The organism is Paenibacillus sp. QJM3NY_38 (assembly GCF_056173265.1).
The window spans coordinates 344,095-362,808 of record NZ_CM149665.1; the positions used below are offsets into that span (position 1 = coordinate 344,095).

The following is an 18,714-nucleotide window of genomic DNA, read 5'->3' on the forward strand; positions in this document are numbered from 1 at the left end:
ATAATAGGCTAATCTTAAACTGCGTCAGGAGGAAACAATGGACTTTATCAAAAATCAACTAGACGGATATGGCATGAGCGAACAAACCATTGGATATCTCTCGAATATGATCATGGTCGTTTTTATCGCGGTGATCTCCATACTGGCCAATTTTATTACCAAAAAAATCGTGCTGAAGACGATTATTCATATCGTCAACAACAATCGGTACACATGGGACAATATCATCGTGGAGAAAAAAGTGTTCCACAAGCTGTCGCATCTTGTGCCGGCAATCATTATTTATTTTTCGGCGTCCATCTTTCCGGCGTACCAAATTCTGATTGAAAAAGCGGCCATGACGTACATGATTATCGTCACCATCACGGTGTTGAATGCGCTGCTTAATGCTTTTGATGACATTTATCGTTCATTTGAAGTTTCCAAGATCCGACCGATTAAGGGATACATTCAGGTGGTGAAAATCGTTCTGTTCATCATCGGCGGCATTGTGGTGATCTCGAACCTCATCGGGCAGAATCCTTTGATCATTCTCAGCGGGCTTGGTGCTCTATCGGCCGTTCTGATGCTGGTGTTCAAGGACTCCATACTGGGCTTGGTGGCAGGCGTTCAATTATCATCCAATGATATGGTGCGTGTCGGCGATTGGATTGAAATGCCGAAATACAATGCGGACGGCGACGTCATCGACATTACGTTGAATACGGTAAAAGTGATGAATTTCGATAAAACGATCACGATGATTCCCAGCTATGCCCTCATCTCGGACTCGTTTAAGAACTGGAGAGGCATGCAGGTATCCGGCGGCCGAAGAATTAAGCGAAGCTTCTATGTCGATACGAGCAGCATCTGCTTTTGCACCAAGGAAATGATTGAGGAATTTCAGAAGATTCACTACCTTTCCGATTATGTCACGACCCGATTACACGAAATTAACGCATACAACATCGAGCATCAGATCAATACGGAAAGCAAAGTGAACGGCAGACAGCTTACGAATGTGGGCGTGTTCAGGGAGTATATCCATCAATACCTGCGGAATCATCCGAAAATCCATAAGGATATGACGCTGATTGTCAGGCAGTTAGCGCCGGGAGATAACGGACTGCCCTTGGAAATCTACGCGTTCAGCAATGATACCAACTGGGGTGTTTATGAATCGATTCAAGCGGATATCTTTGACCATATCTTTGCCGTTGCGCCGACCTTCGGGCTGCGTGCCTTCCAAAATCCAACCGGCCATGATATCGTTCATCTCAAAGAAAGCCCGGAATATTCCCGGGGTTATTGAGAGCGACTTGGCGTAAGCTGCTTTTTTCGATATTTGCCATGAAGAGAAGTGAACTGGGGGCGGATTTCACACGGGAGGAGATTGGCTATCCGTTGTAGAAGCAATGGTAGAACGAGGCTATCGCTCAATCGAGCGCCATTGGTCGGCGGGCGATGCCCTCTCGCTCGAACTCGACATGCCCAGCACAGGAAAGGAGTGTCTACCATTGAACATCAACAATCCGATCATACCCGGCTGGTATGCAGACCCCGAAGCCAGAACGTATGAGGGAAAGCACTGGATTTATGCCACGCGGTCCTTCACGGAATATACGATGCAGATGAATTTGGACGCATTCAGTTCCGACGATCTGATCCATTGGGAGAAACACGAAGGCATTATCGAGATGGCGGATTTTCCATGGATATGGAGGGCGGTTTGGGCACCGACCCATATCGAGCACCAAGGGAAATATTATCTCGTGTTTGCATCGAACGATATCCAATCGAACGAGGAAACCGGCGGTTTGGAAATCGCCGTTGCGGACCGTCCGGAGGGGCCGTACAGAGGCTACTTGGGGAAGCCGCTCGTGGATAAGTTCATTCATCAGGCACAGCCGATCGATGCGCATCTATTCAAGGACGAAGACGGAACGATCTATCTGTATTATGGCGGATGGGGGCACTGCAACGTTGCGCGGATGAACGAAGAGATGACGGGATTCGTTCCATCGGCCGACAACGGCAATGAAATTTTCCGTTCCATTACGCCGGAGGGATACGTGGAAGGTCCTTGTATGATTAAGAAGGACGGACTTTATTATCTGATGTGGTCCATGGGCGGATGGACGAATGGAACCTATCGCGTAGCCTATGGCGTAAGCGACAGCCCGCTCGGTCCATTCAAGAATGAAGGCACGATTCTGGAGCGTCAGGAGCCGATTGCCGAAGGACCCGGCCACCATGGCTACCTGCATTTGCAGGAGAGAGATGAATGGCTTATCGTGTACCACCGCCGAATCATTGGGGACACCGAGCCGGGCCATCGCCAGTTATGCATAGATCGGATGCGGATCGGCAACGGGAAGATTGAGCCGGTCATCATGACTTGATTATAAGGGAATCAATGGTGAAAAAGCGGCCGGTAATCGGTCGCTTTTTTTGCGTCTTCGCGAGGGTTAGGTGTTAGGAAAATACCAGAAATCCGTATGATATAATCTAGTTATATCTTTTGACCATAACAGGAGGAAAGCACCCGAAATGGCGATATTGAAGAATGACTGGGCGACATATTTAGATCAGGAGTTTACGAAGCCATATTACTTACAGCTGCGGGAGTTTCTCATTGAGGAATATCGGACGAGAACCATTTATCCCGATAAATACGATATTTTTAATGCGCTGCACTATACATCGCTGGCGGACACCAAGGTGGTCATTCTGGGCCAGGATCCTTATCATGGACCGGGACAGGCCCACGGCCTAAGCTTCTCTGTCAAAGAGGGCGTCAGCACGCCGCCTTCCTTGCAAAATATGTACAAGGAGCTTCAGGATGATCTGGGCTGCTTCATTCCAAATAACGGCCATCTGATAACATGGGCGAAGCAGGGAGTATTGCTTCTAAATACGGTGCTCACCGTAAGGGCCCATGAAGCGAATTCTCATAAAAACAGGGGATGGGAAAGCTTTACGGATAAGGTCATCGAGACGATCAACCGGAAAAATGAGCCTGTCGTGTTCCTGTTATGGGGAAGCCACGCCCAGAAGAAGGCGGAGCTCATTACGAACCGGCAGCATAAACTGCTTCGTTCGCCGCATCCGAGTCCGTTGTCTGCGCATCGAGGCTTTTTTGGCAGCAAGCCGTTTTCTCGCGCGAACGAATTTCTACGCAGTATGGGGCTTCAGGAAGTGGATTGGCAGATTCCGAACTTGTAAGCGGAAGGAGAGGGCATTCGCGAAACCTCTGCATTCCGCAAGCGATTGTATCTAGACCAAAAAACCACATTCGCATGAGGATGTGGTTTTTGCTTACCACCCGGATGGGCTTATGCCCGTTTGTACGGCTCGATCAGAAAGCAAAAGATGCTTTAACGGCCCGATTCGAAAGCGTAGGCCCACAGATATCCTTTCGATTCAGCGAATTGTGGCTGTAAATGGTCACGGTTCGCCTACTCGCAGCATACGATGTAGACCACCTTTTTAGGTGGTCTTTTTCCATTTGGACAATCGTTTTGGTCCTGCGAAACGATCAGCTCATAGGATGATTAGATGTTTATGCCAAATCAAAAAAACGACCGGAACTGGTCGTTTTTTTTAACGTGTACGTAGAAATATGTGCATTTATTGAAGCTTGCTATAGACGCTGCAGCATGGCTAGTGATAGTTCTTGGATTCATTCTCCTTGTATTTGCCGTCGCTGTTATGCAGCGCCTGCTTCCGGCGATCATTGCGGGCTTGCTGCTGTTGCTGGGCCTCATGGCTGTTCACGGGTGTCTCTGCCAGTTGTTCCACCGTGTTGATCAGGTTTTTGTCCGGATGGTTCGTGCTCAATGGAAGGGGCCTCCTTATTTGCTGGAATCGATTGTGATGATTATTATGTGCCGGCGGTCGTGAGGTTATTCTCGATTACTGCTTAGGTTGGATCGGGGCGTAGTCACGGATACTTTAGCGTTCATAGCAAAAGATCGCAAAAAGACCCGGCTTCTGCCGGGCCTTCTACATATGACATCTTCGATCGTCACACGATTACATTTGATCCTTCGGGGCAAGCTCAATGGCAGAACGAATCGCAGCGAGCATGCTTTTGTCATCGGCGATGTTCTTCCCTGCAATATCGAAGGCGGTGCCATGGTCGACCGAGGTGCGGATGATGCCGCCTTTCAGTCCGACCGTAATGTTCACGCCCTCTTCGATGCCCATGACCTTGATCGGCGCGTGTCCCTGGTCATGGTAGCAGGCCACGACGATATCGAAATCGCCTCGGCCGGCTCTGAAGAACAACGTATCCGCAGGGAGGGGGCCAACCACGTTAATGCCTTCCCGTTGGGCACGCTCGATGCCCGGGAGCAGCTTTTCTTCTTCTTCGCCGTTGCCGAACAATCCGTTTTCGCCCGCATGCGGGTTGATTCCACAGACCGCGACTCTTGGATTGTCGAAACCGGCCTTTTTCAAGGTATCGTGGGCCAGTTTGACGACGGTATACGTTCTTTCCGGGTTGATGCTCTGAATGGCCTCGATCAATCCCATATGCGTCGTCAGATGAATGACCCGGAGGTTCGGGGTCGTCAGCATCATCGAGAAATCCTTGGTATCCGTGAGATCAGCCAAAATTTCGGTGTGACCCGGATACATATGTCCACCTTGATGCAGAGCTTCCTTGTTCAGCGGAGCCGTACAGATGGAATGGATCTTCCGCTGCTTCGCCAGATCGATGGCTCTGGCCAGAAACTGAAAAGCGGCATCTCCCGCTACGGCCGATACCTCCCCGAATGCAAGGTCAGCCGGCACGAGGTCCAGATCGATGACGTCTACGGTGCCGAACTCGTATTTTGCCTCGGAGGGCTCTTGAATGGCGTTCACCTTCAGGCTTGAGCCGATAATCGGCAGCACGCGTTCCAATATTTTGGCGTCTCCGATCACTAGCGGGTTGCAGTTATCGTACATCTCCTGATGGGATAAGGCCTTCATAATGATTTCGGGTCCGATGCCTGCCGCATCGCCCATCGTAATTCCAACCGTCGGTTTCATGCTGGATTACCTCCTTTTATCGTTTGAATCGCATGGATAAATACGTCCGGCTTGCCGAATCCGCCTGCCTTGGTGACCACATACAGATCGTCAATCCCTATAAATTTCGAGATCGGCACGCCGATTTCCAGCTCGTCCAGCAATTCGAAGCCGCTAATGCTCCATTGCATGCAGATTTGTTTGGCCGTGTCTCCGCCTGTCATGGATACGCCCTTGAAATAACCTTGCTCCAGCAGCTGGGCACAGATTTCTCCCATGGCGCGGACAATCTCATTACTGACCTCGGTGTGATTGAGCCCGCGGGCTTCGCCTACGGCACGGGCCTGTTCGATGTCGGAAGACTCCGCCGTCGAATAGATTACGATATCTTTGCCTTCCAGTGCGTGCAGCTTGACTTCTTGATAGACGCGAGCCATTTCTTCCGTGCGCTCCGCTGAATCGGACACAGCCTTATAAGAAACGAATTGTACGGGAACCACGTCGGTATGCTCAAGCAAAAGCTTCAGCTGGGCACGGGAGTTCTTGTTCACGCTGCCGACCACGGTAAGAATGGGTCCCTGATTCTGCGCGATAGCAAGCTCCCTCGGTTTTGACGAAATATGGTAATGGGCGGGCAAATAATTGGCGATGCCTGCAGAGCCGGCCCATGCGAACGTGTATGGAAGCTGCCCGGTGATGTGCAGGATGAACTCCAGATGAGCTTCTTCGGTGGAATCGATCAGCACATACGGTATGTTTTGTTCTTGAAACTCTTTTAATTTGCCTTCAATGCGGCCTGCTCCAGCCTCCAGATCACGGACTGAGATCTCGCCGACGGCATACTTGGTTTGCAGCTTCAGCAAGTCGGGAAGATAGGAGTGGGTGACAGGCGTTTTGGGATCATGGGCAATTTCGGTTTCGGCTAACGGTACTCCATTCAAGTAATGGGTAGCGTTAAGAATGGTTCGATTGTTCTTGGGATAACCCGGAGCGATCATCATAAAGTCCGGCTTCACCACATTATACAACGCATCAATTTCGGTCCCAATATTGCCGCGCATGGTGGAGTCCATTTTTTTGAAAATCGTATCAAACCCGGCATCCGTTAAAAATCGAGCGGCCCGGCTTACTCGTTGATAAGCTTCTTCGGGTGTTATGGAACGGCTGTCCGTATCGAAAACAACGGCATCGTAATGACGAATGTTGTCTTTGTCCATATCGAACAGAACGCTTGTTTTAAGGCCATGACGAGCGAGTTGGACCCCGCTGTCATTGGCGCCAGTCAAATCATCTGCAATGATGGCTAATTTCATGCAGTTACCTCCTCCTTGAGAAAAACGATGCATTCGAGGGGTTAGGGATAACCTCTATGCTGCAGGGTTGTTGTATTTTTCGACGCCGCCTGATTTCTCCAGTCGCTTGGACAGGAATCCAATAAAGACAGGCAGCAGTATGGCGGTCGTCACGACGCTCGCGGCGATTTGCACGGTCGCGATTTCGGCAATCGGCGCGAAGGAAGCATTCGCGGCGACGATCGCAGCCGGCGTGCCTACCGCATTACCCGCTGTGGAGCCCTCGGAAGCACCGACAATCGGATTCCAGCCGATCGCCTTGAACAGAAGAAAACCAATACCGCCCGTGAGCAGGACCGTCAGCACGCCAAGCAGAATACCGCTCAGTCCGCCTTGAATGATGGATGAGAAATTGATGCCCATACCGAGCGAGAAGGCAAAGAACGGAACCAGCTTGTCACTGCCTTTATGCAGCCATTCCGCCATATTCCGGTCCAGGTTCCCGATGACGACGCCGACGAGCAGCGGAAGCAGTACGGCAACGAAAGACATCGGCGAGAACATGCCGTTGGCAAAACCCATGGCGCCGAAGATCGAGAGCGCGACCATCGTCAAGAACGGTCCGTCGCTTAATGCCAGGAAAGGATAGGCTGCTTTGTCATCCTCTTTTCCGTATTGTCCGGCTAACGCAATATATAGTCCGCCGTTTGAATTCGTCATGGCCGCGATGATGGCCAGAGGGGCAAGGCCCAGGAATAATCCGTTGGAATCCGCAAACAGGATGGCGACCAAACCTAATAGCGCGCCGATCGTCCACTTAAACACAAGCAGCGTGACGCCTTTTCCGACCAACGAACCTGCCGTTTTGAACGTGATCTGCGTGCCGGCAATCAATAAGAAAAGGGCGATGAGCGTACTCGAGCTATTCACGAATAAGGCTTCCGTAAACCCGCCGATCCGCAAAGCGTTTGGTGCGAATGTATTGATGCACGCTCCGATGAGGAGGGGAACAACCATCATACCGCCAGGGATACGATCTAATGTCGCTTTAATTTTCATAATGTTAGCTCCTTGTGTAATCGTTTTATTGAAGCGCTTGCAGTAATTATACTAGTTCAAATTGTTTATTTTAGCAACATATAATTTCTGTAAATATGATAAATCTAATAAATTGTTTAAAATTGCAACACTCGGAATAAAAAAAAGACGTAAACTTAAATTTATTCTTTAAGTTTACGCCAAAGCGTGGCCCGATTAATCCCTAACCGTTCGGCTGCTCTAGATTGGTTATTCTTTTCCTCGTGGAGTACGTATTGAATAATGTCTTTCTCGATCTCTTTCAGAGTCCCTTTTAACGGAATAGGGGTTGAGGCTGGAGGCTGATGATCGAGCAAGCGCGCTAGTGTATCGGCTGAAATCACATAGTCCGTTTCGTTCATCGCCGCCTGTTTAATGAGCTGCTTTAATTGGCCGATCGTCATGTGGGAAGCATTCTGCCGTATCAGCTGCAAGGCCTCTTCCTTTATTTTGACCGCTGCCGTCCCGTATTTTTGATGGTATCGGCTTAAAAAGAGCTGTATAAGCGAAGGCAGATCCTCCAACCGGTCCGAAAGCGAAGGCATGAGGATCGTATTCAGCTTCATGTTGGGGGTTCCCTTATGGTCAAGCGCCTGCTCGCTAAGCATGAATACGCCAATCTCCTTATGCAGGCAAGACTCCACAAAGGCTATCAAATTCGGATCCTGCATGCATTCTTCCACATGGATGAATTCCACGGTCCTCGCTTTGGACAGCGGCAGGGTTTCTAACTGATCCGGGGAAACCTGGGCTAGATCGATCTGAAGCAGTAATCCGCCGTCCGAGTACAATTGATGAATATACTTTACGATGAAGGACTTGCCCGTATCTTCCCGGCCAAGCAGATGTATGGGCTCATGATGTTGATACAGGGCTTGGATGCTTGCCAGCGTGGTGCGCATGGCAGCGGATTCGGCAATCATCGGTTCTGCTAAAGGCTCAGCGTAAGCTTTGATGCCTGACTGCGCAAATTCATAGGGCCGCCCTTTTTCCAAGGAGTATACTTTATAGCTTTTGTTTTCCAATGTGGTTTCATAGGCTGTGACCGAAAGCTGGTAATCGTCCATCGTAAAAACATTCTGCACTTGGGATTTGTGGAATTCCACATGGGTATTGATCAGATAGATATGGTTATCCGTCAAAGGGCTGTGCTCAAAATCGGCCAACTGCTCATATACGATTTCATTCTGATCGTTAAAAATCACGAGATTGGGGTGTTCTTTGGCAACCAGATCGTTCAGAATGGCTGAGACGGTATGGTTGTTGCTCAGGTAGCGGTAGATGAGCTGGGCATCGTCCAGGGCTCGCATGATGGATTCTTTGCCGGAATGGATGAGGAGGCCCTTTAACCCGTAAGCCTCGGCCGTATGGACGGTGATGACATCCCCGACAACCTGGCGGTATCCGGCAGCTTTCAGCTCCAGCAATAACCGTGCAACATCTTCGGAGCTGTGTATGGTGTACACCTTTAAAGGCAGATCCATTAAATCAATAATCGATTGGGCGCCCGATGTAATATTGGAAAAGCCGACAATGGCGGTTTTTCCGTTAAACTGGCTCGCCAGCGTCAAGGAACGGATCATGTCGTATCCGGACAGGTGGACGTCAATGACAGGGATCGATACCGCGGCTTTAATCAGCTGGGCCGTTCCGCCGCGGCTGATAATCACCTCGGCTCCGTTGTTTTGAGCCGAAGCTGCCAGTTCGGCCCCTTTTTGCAAATCGCCGACGGCGTATTGTATGTCTAACTGGGGGAACAGAGGAATGCACTCTTGTATGATGGGAACCATCGCTTCATAAGGAGCGATCATATGGACTCGTATACGCATAACTGATCCTGCCTTCATTCAAAATCATCCAATCGCATATCCCGTGTTCACGGAATATAGATGTTTACATTATTATAGCCAACTTCATCGCATCCTGCGAACATTGCACTGTATTCCCCTACGGAATTTGTTACTATGATAGTACGTAGATGCCTAATACCTTTTGTTGGAATTCGTCAGGCATTTACAATCTTTTCTTCATAAGGCTTGGTGATTTGGAGAAAATAAACAGGAGGGAACATATTGAATACACAGAGAGTGGGAGCTCCTTTGGAAGGCTTTGCCGAGTTCAGCCGAAAAGTCGCCGCCGAAGGTGCCGTACTGTTAAAGAATGAAGGACAGGCTCTGCCCCTGCAGCCGAACGAAACCGTTTCCGTTTTTGGCAGGACGTAGATCCATTATTACCGCAGCGGTACGGGGTCGGGAGGCAGCGTTCATGTTTCCCATACAACGAATCTTCTGGGCGGTCTTCGGGATCAGAAGGGCATCGCCGTCAATGAAGAATTGGCTGCTGTATATGAGCAGTGGATCGAGCAGAATCCTTTCGATAACGGCGGGGGCGGCTGGGCGGCTGAGCCGTGGCATCAGAAGGAAATGCCTTTGACCGATGAGCTGGTTTCCGCGGCAAGACGGGCATCCGACAAGGCAATCGTTGTCATCGGGCGGACGGCCGGAGAAGACCAGGACAATGCCAATGAGCCGGGCAGCTACCAGTTAACGTCCGAAGAAAAAGCCATGCTGCAGCAGGTGACCGCACACTTCGAGCAAACCGTTGTGGTGCTGAATGTGTCCAATATTCTCGATATGAGCTGGCTGCTCGATGAAGGTTATGTGCACCCGATTTCTTCAGTCATTTATGCTTGGCACGGCGGCATGGAGGGCGGCAACGCCATTGCAGACGTATTGGCGGGCGAGGTGACGCCCAGCGGCAAACTGACGGATACGATTGCTTATTCGATCGAGGATTATCCATCGACCCGCAATTATGGCAATGAGCTTAAGAACCTGTATCAAGAGGATATTTATGTGGGCTACCGTTTTTTCGAAACGTTTCGACCCGCAGACGTCCAGTATGAATTCGGTTTTGGATTGTCGTATACGCAGTTTCGAATCGAGCCGCAAGAAGCCAAGCTTGTGGTCAGAGAGGGAGCGCAAACCGTTGAGATCGGCGTGAAGGTGACCAATATCGGGACTGCCTATGCAGGCAAAGAGGTTGTGCAAGTGTATTACGAAGCACCGCAAGGATGGCTGGGCCAGCCTGCCAAAGTTCTGGCCGCATTCGGGAAGACGCAGGAGCTTCAGCCGGGGGAATCGCAGCAGCTAACGCTCCAGTTCCTGGTTCATGCTATGGCCTCTTATGACGATGCAGGTGTGACGGGTCACCGTTCAGCCTATGTATTGGAAGCCGGAACGTACCGTCTGTACGCGGGAACCAGCGTGAGAAATGTGCAGCCTATCGGCTTGGATGGCCAGGAAGGTTACGTTGTAGAAACGCTGCAAGTTGTCGAGCAGCTCCAGGAAGCCATGGCCCCATCGGAGAGCTTCACGCGAATGAAGCCGGGCGTTCGCAGGGAGGACGGCTCGTACGAGCTTACTTTTGCGGAGGTCCCGCAGCGCACGATTGCCATGGAGGAGCGGATTCACTTAAACCTGCCGCCGACCTTGGAGCAGACGGGCAATCGAGGCTATACCTTAAGGGACGTCCATGAGGGGAAAGTCAGCATGGAGGCTTTCATCGCCCAGCTCAGCGATCAAGATCTGGCGGTCATCGTCAGAGGGGAGGGCATGAGCAGTCCGCTGGTTACGGCGGGGACGGCATCGGCTTTTGGGGGCGTGAGCGACCGCCTGCTCGATTACGGCATTCCGGTGGCTTGCACCGCGGACGGGCCGTCCGGTATTCGGATGGACAGCGGGCAGCAGGCAACGCAGGTGGCGATTGGCACCCTGCTTGCAGCTACGTGGAATACGGAGCTGGTCGAAGAGCTCTATGTGATGGAAGGCCGAGAGCTGCTCAGCTACAACATCGATGCGTTGCTGGGTCCTGGTCTCAACATTCGGCGCAGCCCGCTGAACGGTCGCAATTTCGAGTATTTCTCGGAAGATCCGCTCATCTCCGGCGCCTTTGCTGCGGCGTGCACGCGCGGGATTATGAAGGGCGGCTCGAACGCCACGCTGAAGCATTTTGCTTGCAATAACCAGGAGAAGCATCGGAGCAAAGTCGACGCCGTCGTATCCGAACGGGCCCTTCGGGAAATTTATCTGAAAGGCTTTGAAATCGCGGTGAAGCAGGGCGGGGCGAACTCCATCATGACCTCGTACAACCCGATCAATGGACACTGGGCGGCATCCAATTATGATCTGAATACCACGATTCTGCGCGGAGAGTGGGGATTCCAGGGCATCGTCATGACGGATTGGTGGGCCATTATGAACGACGTGGTAAACGGAGGCCCGGCCGATCGGAAAAATACGAACTGGATGGTCCGTGCCCAAAACGATTTGTACATGGTGGTCATGAATTATGGAGCAGAAATCAACGCCTGGGAAGACAATACGCTGGCATCCTTGGAAAATGGCACGCTGACCCGAGGAGAGCTGCAGCGCAGCGCCATGAACATCTGCCAATTCCTGATGCATGCACCGGTCTTCTCCAGAAAGCAGGTGATCGAGGAAGCCGTAGGTTCGTTTAAAGCCGATCCTTCCCTCGAGTCGGTACCAGCGCAAGCCTTATCGGAGAGCACGCAAGTGAAGCCGGCTGCAGGGGGATCGACTTATGTGAAGGTGGAGCAGGCCGGTGAGTACCGGATCATTGTGCGCATTATGTCGCCGGAATCGGAACTGGCCCAAAGCGCCTGCAACGTCACGCTGAACGATCAGCCGGTAACCACGATTCAAACGAATGGTACCGACGGCAGATGGATTCGGCAGAAGCTTGTCAAAGTGGAATTGGAAGCGGGTTATTACGAGATGAAGCTGGACTTCGTCAAGCCGGGCTTGCAGATCGAGTGGATTGAATTTAAGCGGGTTTAGATGTAAACACGGGGGCATCCGGCAGATCTACGATCTTTGGATGCTCCCTTTTCCAATTTTACCGGTCATCATTTATATGATTCTCCTACTGCTGCATGCCACCATGTGTGACAAATGTCCTCGAAAACCTATTTGGAATTTGAATAATAAGAATGATGTATAAACATAAAAAGATGAAAGGGCGTGGAACGCTTGGCTTCAACGTTTCGTGATTGCGTGGAGCAAGATTATGTTATCGAGCACGTGAAACAACGATTTCAGTGCACGGTATTATGGTGTGAAGGGCGCGCATGCCTGGAATATAACGGCGAGGAAGAGCTGGGACGAATATCGGACTATGTCAAACAAACGTTTGACAAAGAGCTGCTGGACGTATTTTTCACAGCCGTTGAAAGCCTTCCGTCGGAGGAATGAATCGTGATGAAACCATGCCATTTCTTCGCTGTCTTCGGTCAGGGGAGACGGCTCCCTTCACCTCCATACATACTTATGGAGATTAAAGGTGCCTGTAGTAAAAAAGAGTAAAAGACGAGGATTCATCGCCTTTTACTCTTTTCATTTTGCGATTGCAGTTAATACCATATCCGTTAGTTGATGTACCGTCAATTGATCTTGGGGACGTTGCAACTGATAGGCGTCGATATGGCCGGCCATGCGCGAGGTAAAGTCAAAATGCCACTTGGTTAAACCGCTATCGGCGAGGAGTAAATTTCGGTAGGTATGGCGATATAGAAGCGGGAGCCGTTCTAATTTTTCAACGTTACGCATCTCGACATGACTGCAGTCGCACTTGATAAGCTCAAAGATACCGGCTAGGGGGAGAGTTCCATCAGAAAAGTGGGTGGTCACGGGAATGGCATACTTGGTTTCGCGGTCGAATAAGGGACGGAATCGATCGGAATTCATGCCAAAGACCTCCAAGCTTTCCTGCCAAAGCTTCTGTTGGGGATAGGCTGACGTCACATAGGGAACATTCAGGTGACCCAGCGTAACCGCGATGACATCATCCGTTAACAGCTGGTATCCTCGTTGCAAAAAGGCGGAGGCCAGCGTTGACTTACCGTGCCCGGAAAGGCCGACAAATGCGTAAGCCTTATCGTTAATGACGACTGCACTGCCGTGCAGGGGGAGAATTTGACGCTGCAATAAAATGGCTCCCATACAAGATCCGAGTATGTATAATCGCATTTTGTCATGAACGGCGCCTGGTTCGGGTGAGACACGGATGGTCTTTCCCTCTTCTATTGCAAAAACAGCAAGATCAGGGACTCTGAACATGACCATATCTTCTCGGCAAACCAGTGTTTTATGAGAAGAATCAGATCTCTCAATCCATGTATCACTCAAGTCAGCATAACGAATGACAATATCGGCGACATCATTAGGTAGTAGGGCGGGCTGTAACTCAGGAAGAGGAATCTCGCTGTAAATCGAAAATCCGAAGGCCTTATATGCGGTTCGTTTAAACGTTTGAAGCATGGTCCTCACTCCAATGATTAATATGCGAATAAAAAAGATAGCCCGTATACCCAATAAGGCGTATAAGGGCTGCACTTTCATGTATGAGAGCTTTATGTTAGCTGGTGTGAACCATTTCATCCGGATCCGGTTGTACACCGTCCGGAATTGCACTACCAGGACCGGCCATGGTCATTTTGATGTCAAGAATCTCCAAAGCAGGCACACTCCATTCCTTTTTCATTGGACTTCACCTCCTTTCAGAAGTTTTTTTGGAGAAATCGATATAAAATGACGCTGCGCATGAGCAGTTTAATTGAAGGATTGTAGGCTTGATTCGGGCTAATTCCCTGACGGGCTTCGGCTAAGGCGTCGTGTATGACAGGCATGTTAATGATCTGCTGCATTCGGGAATCTCGGTAGACATGATCCAGTTCATTTATAAACAGAGGCCAGTCATTTAACATGCGATAGATGGAATCCGCCGCTTGGATCCCTCTCGTTCGATGATTAAGACGAATAGAATCAGGAAGCCAGCCCTTTGTGGAACGGCGGATTAAAGCACGATCCATCCCGTTCTGAACGAATTGTTCCATTGGTGTTGATAGGCAGAAACGAATGACCCTTAGATCATTGGAGGGATCATGGCTCCATAGGGAGTAGTGAAGAGAGAGTTTACAATTACTTGTGCCGGTTGCGCTCCACATGTTGACTCTTTCGTAATGCACTCTTCGCGCTTCCAAGGGGTCGTCTGGGAGATCGTCCGTTGAGCCGATTCCAGTAAAGGTAAGGTCGTTGAGCTTCTCATAAATACCGACTCGCTTGGCATAATCTGAATTGATTAATTGCGGGAATTCACAGGAAGCGATTGAAGAGCTTCGCTGTTTCAATGAAGGGATGGTCTTACGGCTGATAATGGAATATAGCCGTTTGCGACTTACTCCAACATTCCTGCTATATCGTTTGATTTCCTTAGTTAGCTGAAGCCACTTCAGGTTTTTCAGAAGTTTGGTGTAATATTCGAGCGCAGGTCCCCAAGAGATACTGTAATTTCCTCTAGCGCCATTAAGCAGAATACCGATATCTTGTTGTTCCGCCTGTTCGTAAATGCCTCGAAGCCAGAACGAATTATCAAAAAACTTATAGGGTGACTCCAGAATATCAAGCCAATCATCGATTTCCGTGAAAGCACTTCTTCCGGAGAAGTCCAAATAGTGGTCGTTAATGTTCCCCACGAATTGCACTGTTTGCTTAATGAGAGGTCTCTCGTCTGCAAGTCTGTGTTTCGGCGTCCAATCCACAAATCCGGCTTCTGGCACGTAACTGAAGGTTTGGAGCGTACGGTTCTCGTTGTGCAAAGCTCTTGCGGCAAAACTAACCACCGAACCTGAATCCAATCCTCCGCTAAGATGAGCTCCGACATTTCGTTTCGTTCGCCGAAGCCGTGCGGTTACGGCTTTGTTGAATACTTCCCGGAAAGCCTCCTCATACTCTTCTGATGATGCCAATTGCAAAGGAATGACATTCGAGAGGCTATGGTATCGACTAACCGATACTTTATCATTCTGGATGATGATTTTATGAGATGGCGGCAGTTGATGGATGTCCTTATAAATCGTAGTGGATACATCCGGAGGTTCAAAAACGCCATGAATGGCCAGAAACTCGGCCAACCATGTTTCATTGATCTCTTTATGTATAAAAGGTAATGAAAATAAGGGATTAATAGCCGTACAAAAACAAATCTGGTGTTCATCCCGATGGTAATAAATTGTCCTAGCACCCGAGAAGTCCCTAGCTCCAAAAAGAAGCTGCTTTCTCTCGTCCCAAATGATGAAAGTAAAGTCTCCGACCAACCGTTCCGGCATACGATCGGACCATTTCTCATAAGCAAGGAGCAGAATTTCACTGTCTGTCATATGAGGCCTCAGGTGATAAGGTACTTGCAATTGATCCATTAATTCATCTCGATTGTCGATTATGGCGTCAGCTGTTATGGCAAGCCCTCGGTTCGAATCATAGGAAGGTAACCATTCTTGGACGGATTGCTCTGTTATCCACTGTGCATGACAACCCAGCATGATGTTATTTTGGATCCATACCATGCTTTGGTTGGCCGGATATTGCCTCAATGCCTCCATGATAAGTCCGCCGTGCTCCGACTTGACCCTTTCCCCATTAAAACGATAAATACCGGCGATAGCACTCATAAGACGTTCCTCCAATTAGACCGAAACCAATCACTAATACTCGATACTTAGTGTATCGAAGTCATTATATAACACGATACAATATGTATCAATGTTTTTTTTCTTCATGTTTTACATGATTGGAATTGGTTGAAATAACAAGATTGAAGTTTCGTTTCTTCCTTGAGCTTTTACGGAACAGGATGAGACAGCAAAGATAAGCCAGGAGAATGCCGAAGGAGTCGTTCATCACATCATAGATGCGGCCACCTCGAAAGAAGAAGAGCTGGAGGATTTCTGTTAATGCAGCGTAGATGACAGACAAGTAAAATGCGGGTTTATATTTACCAAAATTCGATGCGAGCAAGGCAAGAATGAAAAAACCGATAAGATGGCCTATTTTTCGAAGAATCCAGTCATGGCTATACCATTGGAAATCCAGCTTGACCAGTTCCAACCAATCAGGACTTGGATTGAGCTGGAAATCAATAATGTGATATTGGACTAAAAGATTGAAGTTAACGGAGCAAGTGAATATAAATAGGACAATTGCCCAGATAACCGTGAGAACGATACGCATAGGACAGCCCCTTTTCTTGTTATCGCTTCAATTTAAAAATCCATTCTTGTTAAACACAGGAACATGAACGACTTCCGCTACATAATGTATCTAACTAAGGTTGTATAATATAGCAGCCACAAACTTATTTCAAGGTGAACGAACAGCTGGTTTTGTATAAGGGGAGAGTATTTTCTTCAAAGGTATCCTAGTTTTAGCGTTTTCGGAATGGATTCTACGATAGCAGCTAGGAGGAGTTCATCATGGCTAAACAGCGGACGGATTATATGAAGATGAATACATGGTCGCCCACAGATCCGATACTTCCGGAAGAACTTAGTTCTAACTTTGTTATGTTGGATGAGGAAATGAAAAACCATGGGATCAATGTTAAATGGTTTGGCGCTGTCGGTGACGGCAAAACGGATGATACCGCAGCTTTCCAGGCAGCAATGAGCATGTGTGACAAGCGTTATAAGATGTTTGTACCAGCTGGTACTTATCGTATCAGGCAAACCATAGAGAATAATAGCCGCGGGATATTCGGCATAGCTCCATATGTGGACAGCGGAGAGATGGGAACCCATATCATTTGGGATCCGGTAGATGTTTCAACCGACCTGCTACCTTGCATAAGAATCCGCAATTCTGGCGATAAAGCAATTTTTGAAGATTTTACGGTTACCGGTATTGCTGACTACAATTCCAGGAATCTTTCGACTTGGATTGATAAAGAAAGCTTTGATCAAAACAGCTACAGCATGTTTGCTGTGGGAGCAGCGGCAATCGAAGTGGCAGGTAAAGCTACACCCATATTCAGAAATATCAGAACTTCGGGCGTAAAAGTCGGCCAGCTGCTTAACAGCACGAATGGTCATGTTTATTCGTACGATTCTAGCTGGAACGGATTAATCGGTGTATACTGCCGGATTAATTCAGGGGATTATTTCTATCAAGGCGGAGGCATATCAGGCGCGTTCTGCGGGGTATTGCTGGGTACCCTGTTGAATGCAGGTCATCGCGGCGGATTTGATGCTCACTTGCATCGAACGCATCTAGGGTTCTCACCTTATGCCATCTATCAATGCATAGACAGTAAAATGGATGAGTATAATCAAGCCTCCACGGTTCGGGGTTTAAGCGGGATGTATACGAGCGCTCAGTTTGAACAATGCGGAGAGGCTGCGATCAAATTGCTGAGCAAATCAGCAACCTCCAATTTAAGGATGTTTGGTTTCGGGTTCTCTTGGTCGGTACCGACGTATTCAGGAAATGCGGGGGCCTGGGAGTTTCCGCTACCGGATGAATTAAAGCCCCTTGGTGAGAAACAGCAGTATGCGGCTTGGTTTGGAACGATCACGGCCCCAGTCACATTCAATGATGACCTTGGGACATTAAGAAAATCCTCAGCTCCAGGGGCAATCGGTTCAGCCTATATCGATATCTTGACTGGTGACAAGGAATCTGATCTTTGTGGTTTGGTGATTTCAGATACGGTAATCCGAAGGAAAGTTACCCCGTTATATAAAACAGTTGATTTACGAACTCGAATGGAAGAAAGGGAGCATCGAACGCTTATGCCGGTTTCGGCGCCGAATCTGCTTTCCAATCCGGAAATAATATCTAATTGGACCGTCTCCAACGGCGGCTCAATCAGTCTCGTCACCGTGGATCAGATACCCATTCCTATTACGAATGAGATGAAGCAGGTGATCGGGATTCGGCCTGTCATATTGAGGGTAACGCCTGACGGAACCCAATCTCCCAGTCTAAGGATCAAATTCAATACCCCATCTTTGCCGTATCAGGGGGATTCAAACCGAAACCTTGCCATGCAATATTTCATTTTGGAAACGGATTATGAAAGCGGTACTTCGTTCAAATCGATTGGGCGTATATCGGCTCAAAATGCAGAGTATATTTTTAACGATGCCATAACATGGAAGACAAAAGGCTGGAAGCATCTACGGGGAAGGGAACTGGCAAGTAAAACAGGCTTGCTATACGAGTTCAGCATAGGGTTTATTCCGAAATCGGGCGAGACCTATATTGCGGGCGTAATGGTGACATGGGATCACATTGGTTCCTATTCCCCTTATTCTCATAGCTATATGACGGACTCGCTGGAAATCGCCGGATCAGGTAATGGCATCATTTTAACCGACTCCGTAACAAATGCCAGATATCGGCTCTCGATTGCTAACGGCAGTTTACACATTACGGAGGCATGATCGAATACGATTTAATTAAACAACAGCCCGTTGATAACCCTATCAACGGGCTGT

At 49.0% G+C, this 18,714-nt stretch carries 14 protein-coding genes and 1 pseudogene; 6 read left to right on the forward strand and 9 right to left on the reverse strand.

Translation table 11 applies throughout. The annotated features are described in order from the left end of the window. Positions 1-37 precede the first annotated feature (37 nt). From AC0VZ8_RS01630 to AC0VZ8_RS01640, 3 genes are all read left to right on the forward strand, one after another. The gene (locus AC0VZ8_RS01630) at positions 38-1,291 is read left to right on the forward strand and encodes a mechanosensitive ion channel family protein (RefSeq protein ID WP_475485835.1); all 1,254 of its coding nucleotides are present in this window, start codon (positions 38-40) and stop codon (positions 1,289-1,291) included. A gap of 205 nt (positions 1,292-1,496) precedes the next feature. Then, the gene (locus tag AC0VZ8_RS01635; RefSeq protein ID WP_475485836.1) at positions 1,497-2,381 is read left to right on the forward strand and encodes a glycoside hydrolase family 43 protein; all 885 of its coding nucleotides are present in this window, start codon (positions 1,497-1,499) and stop codon (positions 2,379-2,381) included. A 148-nt stretch (positions 2,382-2,529) separates the two neighbouring features. Beyond that, entirely contained in the window at positions 2,530-3,204 is a 675-nt protein-coding gene (locus tag AC0VZ8_RS01640) for a uracil-DNA glycosylase (RefSeq protein WP_475485837.1), read from the forward strand. A gap of 438 nt (positions 3,205-3,642) precedes the next feature. Here the strand turns inward: AC0VZ8_RS01640 and AC0VZ8_RS01645 are convergent, their stop codons facing one another. From AC0VZ8_RS01645 to AC0VZ8_RS01665, 5 genes are all read right to left on the reverse strand, one after another. Next, positions 3,643-3,819: a hypothetical protein gene (locus tag AC0VZ8_RS01645; RefSeq protein WP_475485838.1), complete on the reverse strand. Its 177-nt coding sequence runs from the start codon at positions 3,817-3,819 to the stop codon at positions 3,643-3,645. A gap of 195 nt (positions 3,820-4,014) precedes the next feature. Continuing rightward, positions 4,015-5,016, reverse strand: a complete 1,002-nt coding sequence (gene pdxA, locus AC0VZ8_RS01650) for a 4-hydroxythreonine-4-phosphate dehydrogenase PdxA (protein ID WP_375121326.1) — start codon at positions 5,014-5,016, stop codon at positions 4,015-4,017. Continuing rightward, complete coding sequence (locus AC0VZ8_RS01655; RefSeq protein ID WP_475485839.1) at positions 5,013-6,308, reverse strand: four-carbon acid sugar kinase family protein; 1,296 nt, start codon at positions 6,306-6,308, stop codon at positions 5,013-5,015. Before AC0VZ8_RS01655 ends, pdxA begins: the two co-directional genes overlap by 4 nt. Positions 6,309-6,362: 54 nt before the next feature. Then, complete coding sequence (locus tag AC0VZ8_RS01660; protein WP_475485840.1) at positions 6,363-7,346, reverse strand: 2-keto-3-deoxygluconate permease; 984 nt, start codon at positions 7,344-7,346, stop codon at positions 6,363-6,365. Between the two features lie 161 nt (positions 7,347-7,507). Beyond that, positions 7,508-9,193 carry a PrpR N-terminal domain-containing protein gene (locus AC0VZ8_RS01665; protein ID WP_475485841.1) on the reverse strand — a complete coding sequence of 562 codons (1,686 nt, stop codon included), beginning with the start codon at positions 9,191-9,193 and terminating at the stop codon, positions 7,508-7,510. 243 nt (positions 9,194-9,436) lie between these two features. Here AC0VZ8_RS01665 and AC0VZ8_RS01670 point away from each other — a divergent pair. Then, positions 9,437-12,223, forward strand: a pseudogene (locus AC0VZ8_RS01670) (glycoside hydrolase family 3 C-terminal domain-containing protein). A 192-nt stretch (positions 12,224-12,415) separates the two neighbouring features. Further along, positions 12,416-12,637 carry a hypothetical protein gene (locus tag AC0VZ8_RS01675; RefSeq protein ID WP_475485842.1) on the forward strand — a complete coding sequence of 74 codons (222 nt, stop codon included), beginning with the start codon at positions 12,416-12,418 and terminating at the stop codon, positions 12,635-12,637. A 141-nt stretch (positions 12,638-12,778) separates the two neighbouring features. Here AC0VZ8_RS01675 and AC0VZ8_RS01680 read toward each other — a convergent pair whose 3' ends face one another. The 4 genes from AC0VZ8_RS01680 to AC0VZ8_RS01695 form a co-directional block, all read right to left on the reverse strand. Then, the gene (locus AC0VZ8_RS01680) at positions 12,779-13,702 is read right to left on the reverse strand and encodes a phosphoenolpyruvate carboxykinase (ATP) (RefSeq protein WP_119850460.1); all 924 of its coding nucleotides are present in this window, start codon (positions 13,700-13,702) and stop codon (positions 12,779-12,781) included. A gap of 97 nt (positions 13,703-13,799) precedes the next feature. Next, a complete protein-coding gene (locus AC0VZ8_RS01685) occupies positions 13,800-13,925 on the reverse strand; it encodes a paeninodin family lasso peptide (RefSeq protein WP_119850459.1) in 126 nt (41 codons plus the stop codon). A 16-nt stretch (positions 13,926-13,941) separates the two neighbouring features. Continuing rightward, complete coding sequence (locus AC0VZ8_RS01690; protein WP_475485843.1) at positions 13,942-15,891, reverse strand: asparagine synthase-related protein; 1,950 nt, start codon at positions 15,889-15,891, stop codon at positions 13,942-13,944. A gap of 88 nt (positions 15,892-15,979) precedes the next feature. Further along, a complete protein-coding gene (locus AC0VZ8_RS01695; RefSeq protein WP_475485844.1) occupies positions 15,980-16,450 on the reverse strand; it encodes a VanZ family protein in 471 nt (156 codons plus the stop codon). Positions 16,451-16,692: 242 nt separating this feature from the next. On the opposite strand from AC0VZ8_RS01695, the gene AC0VZ8_RS01700 reads away from it, so the two are divergent. Then, positions 16,693-18,660, forward strand: coding sequence for a glycosyl hydrolase family 28-related protein (locus AC0VZ8_RS01700; protein ID WP_475485845.1), 1,968 nt, complete (start codon positions 16,693-16,695; stop codon positions 18,658-18,660). The last annotated feature ends 54 nt before the right edge of the window (positions 18,661-18,714 follow it).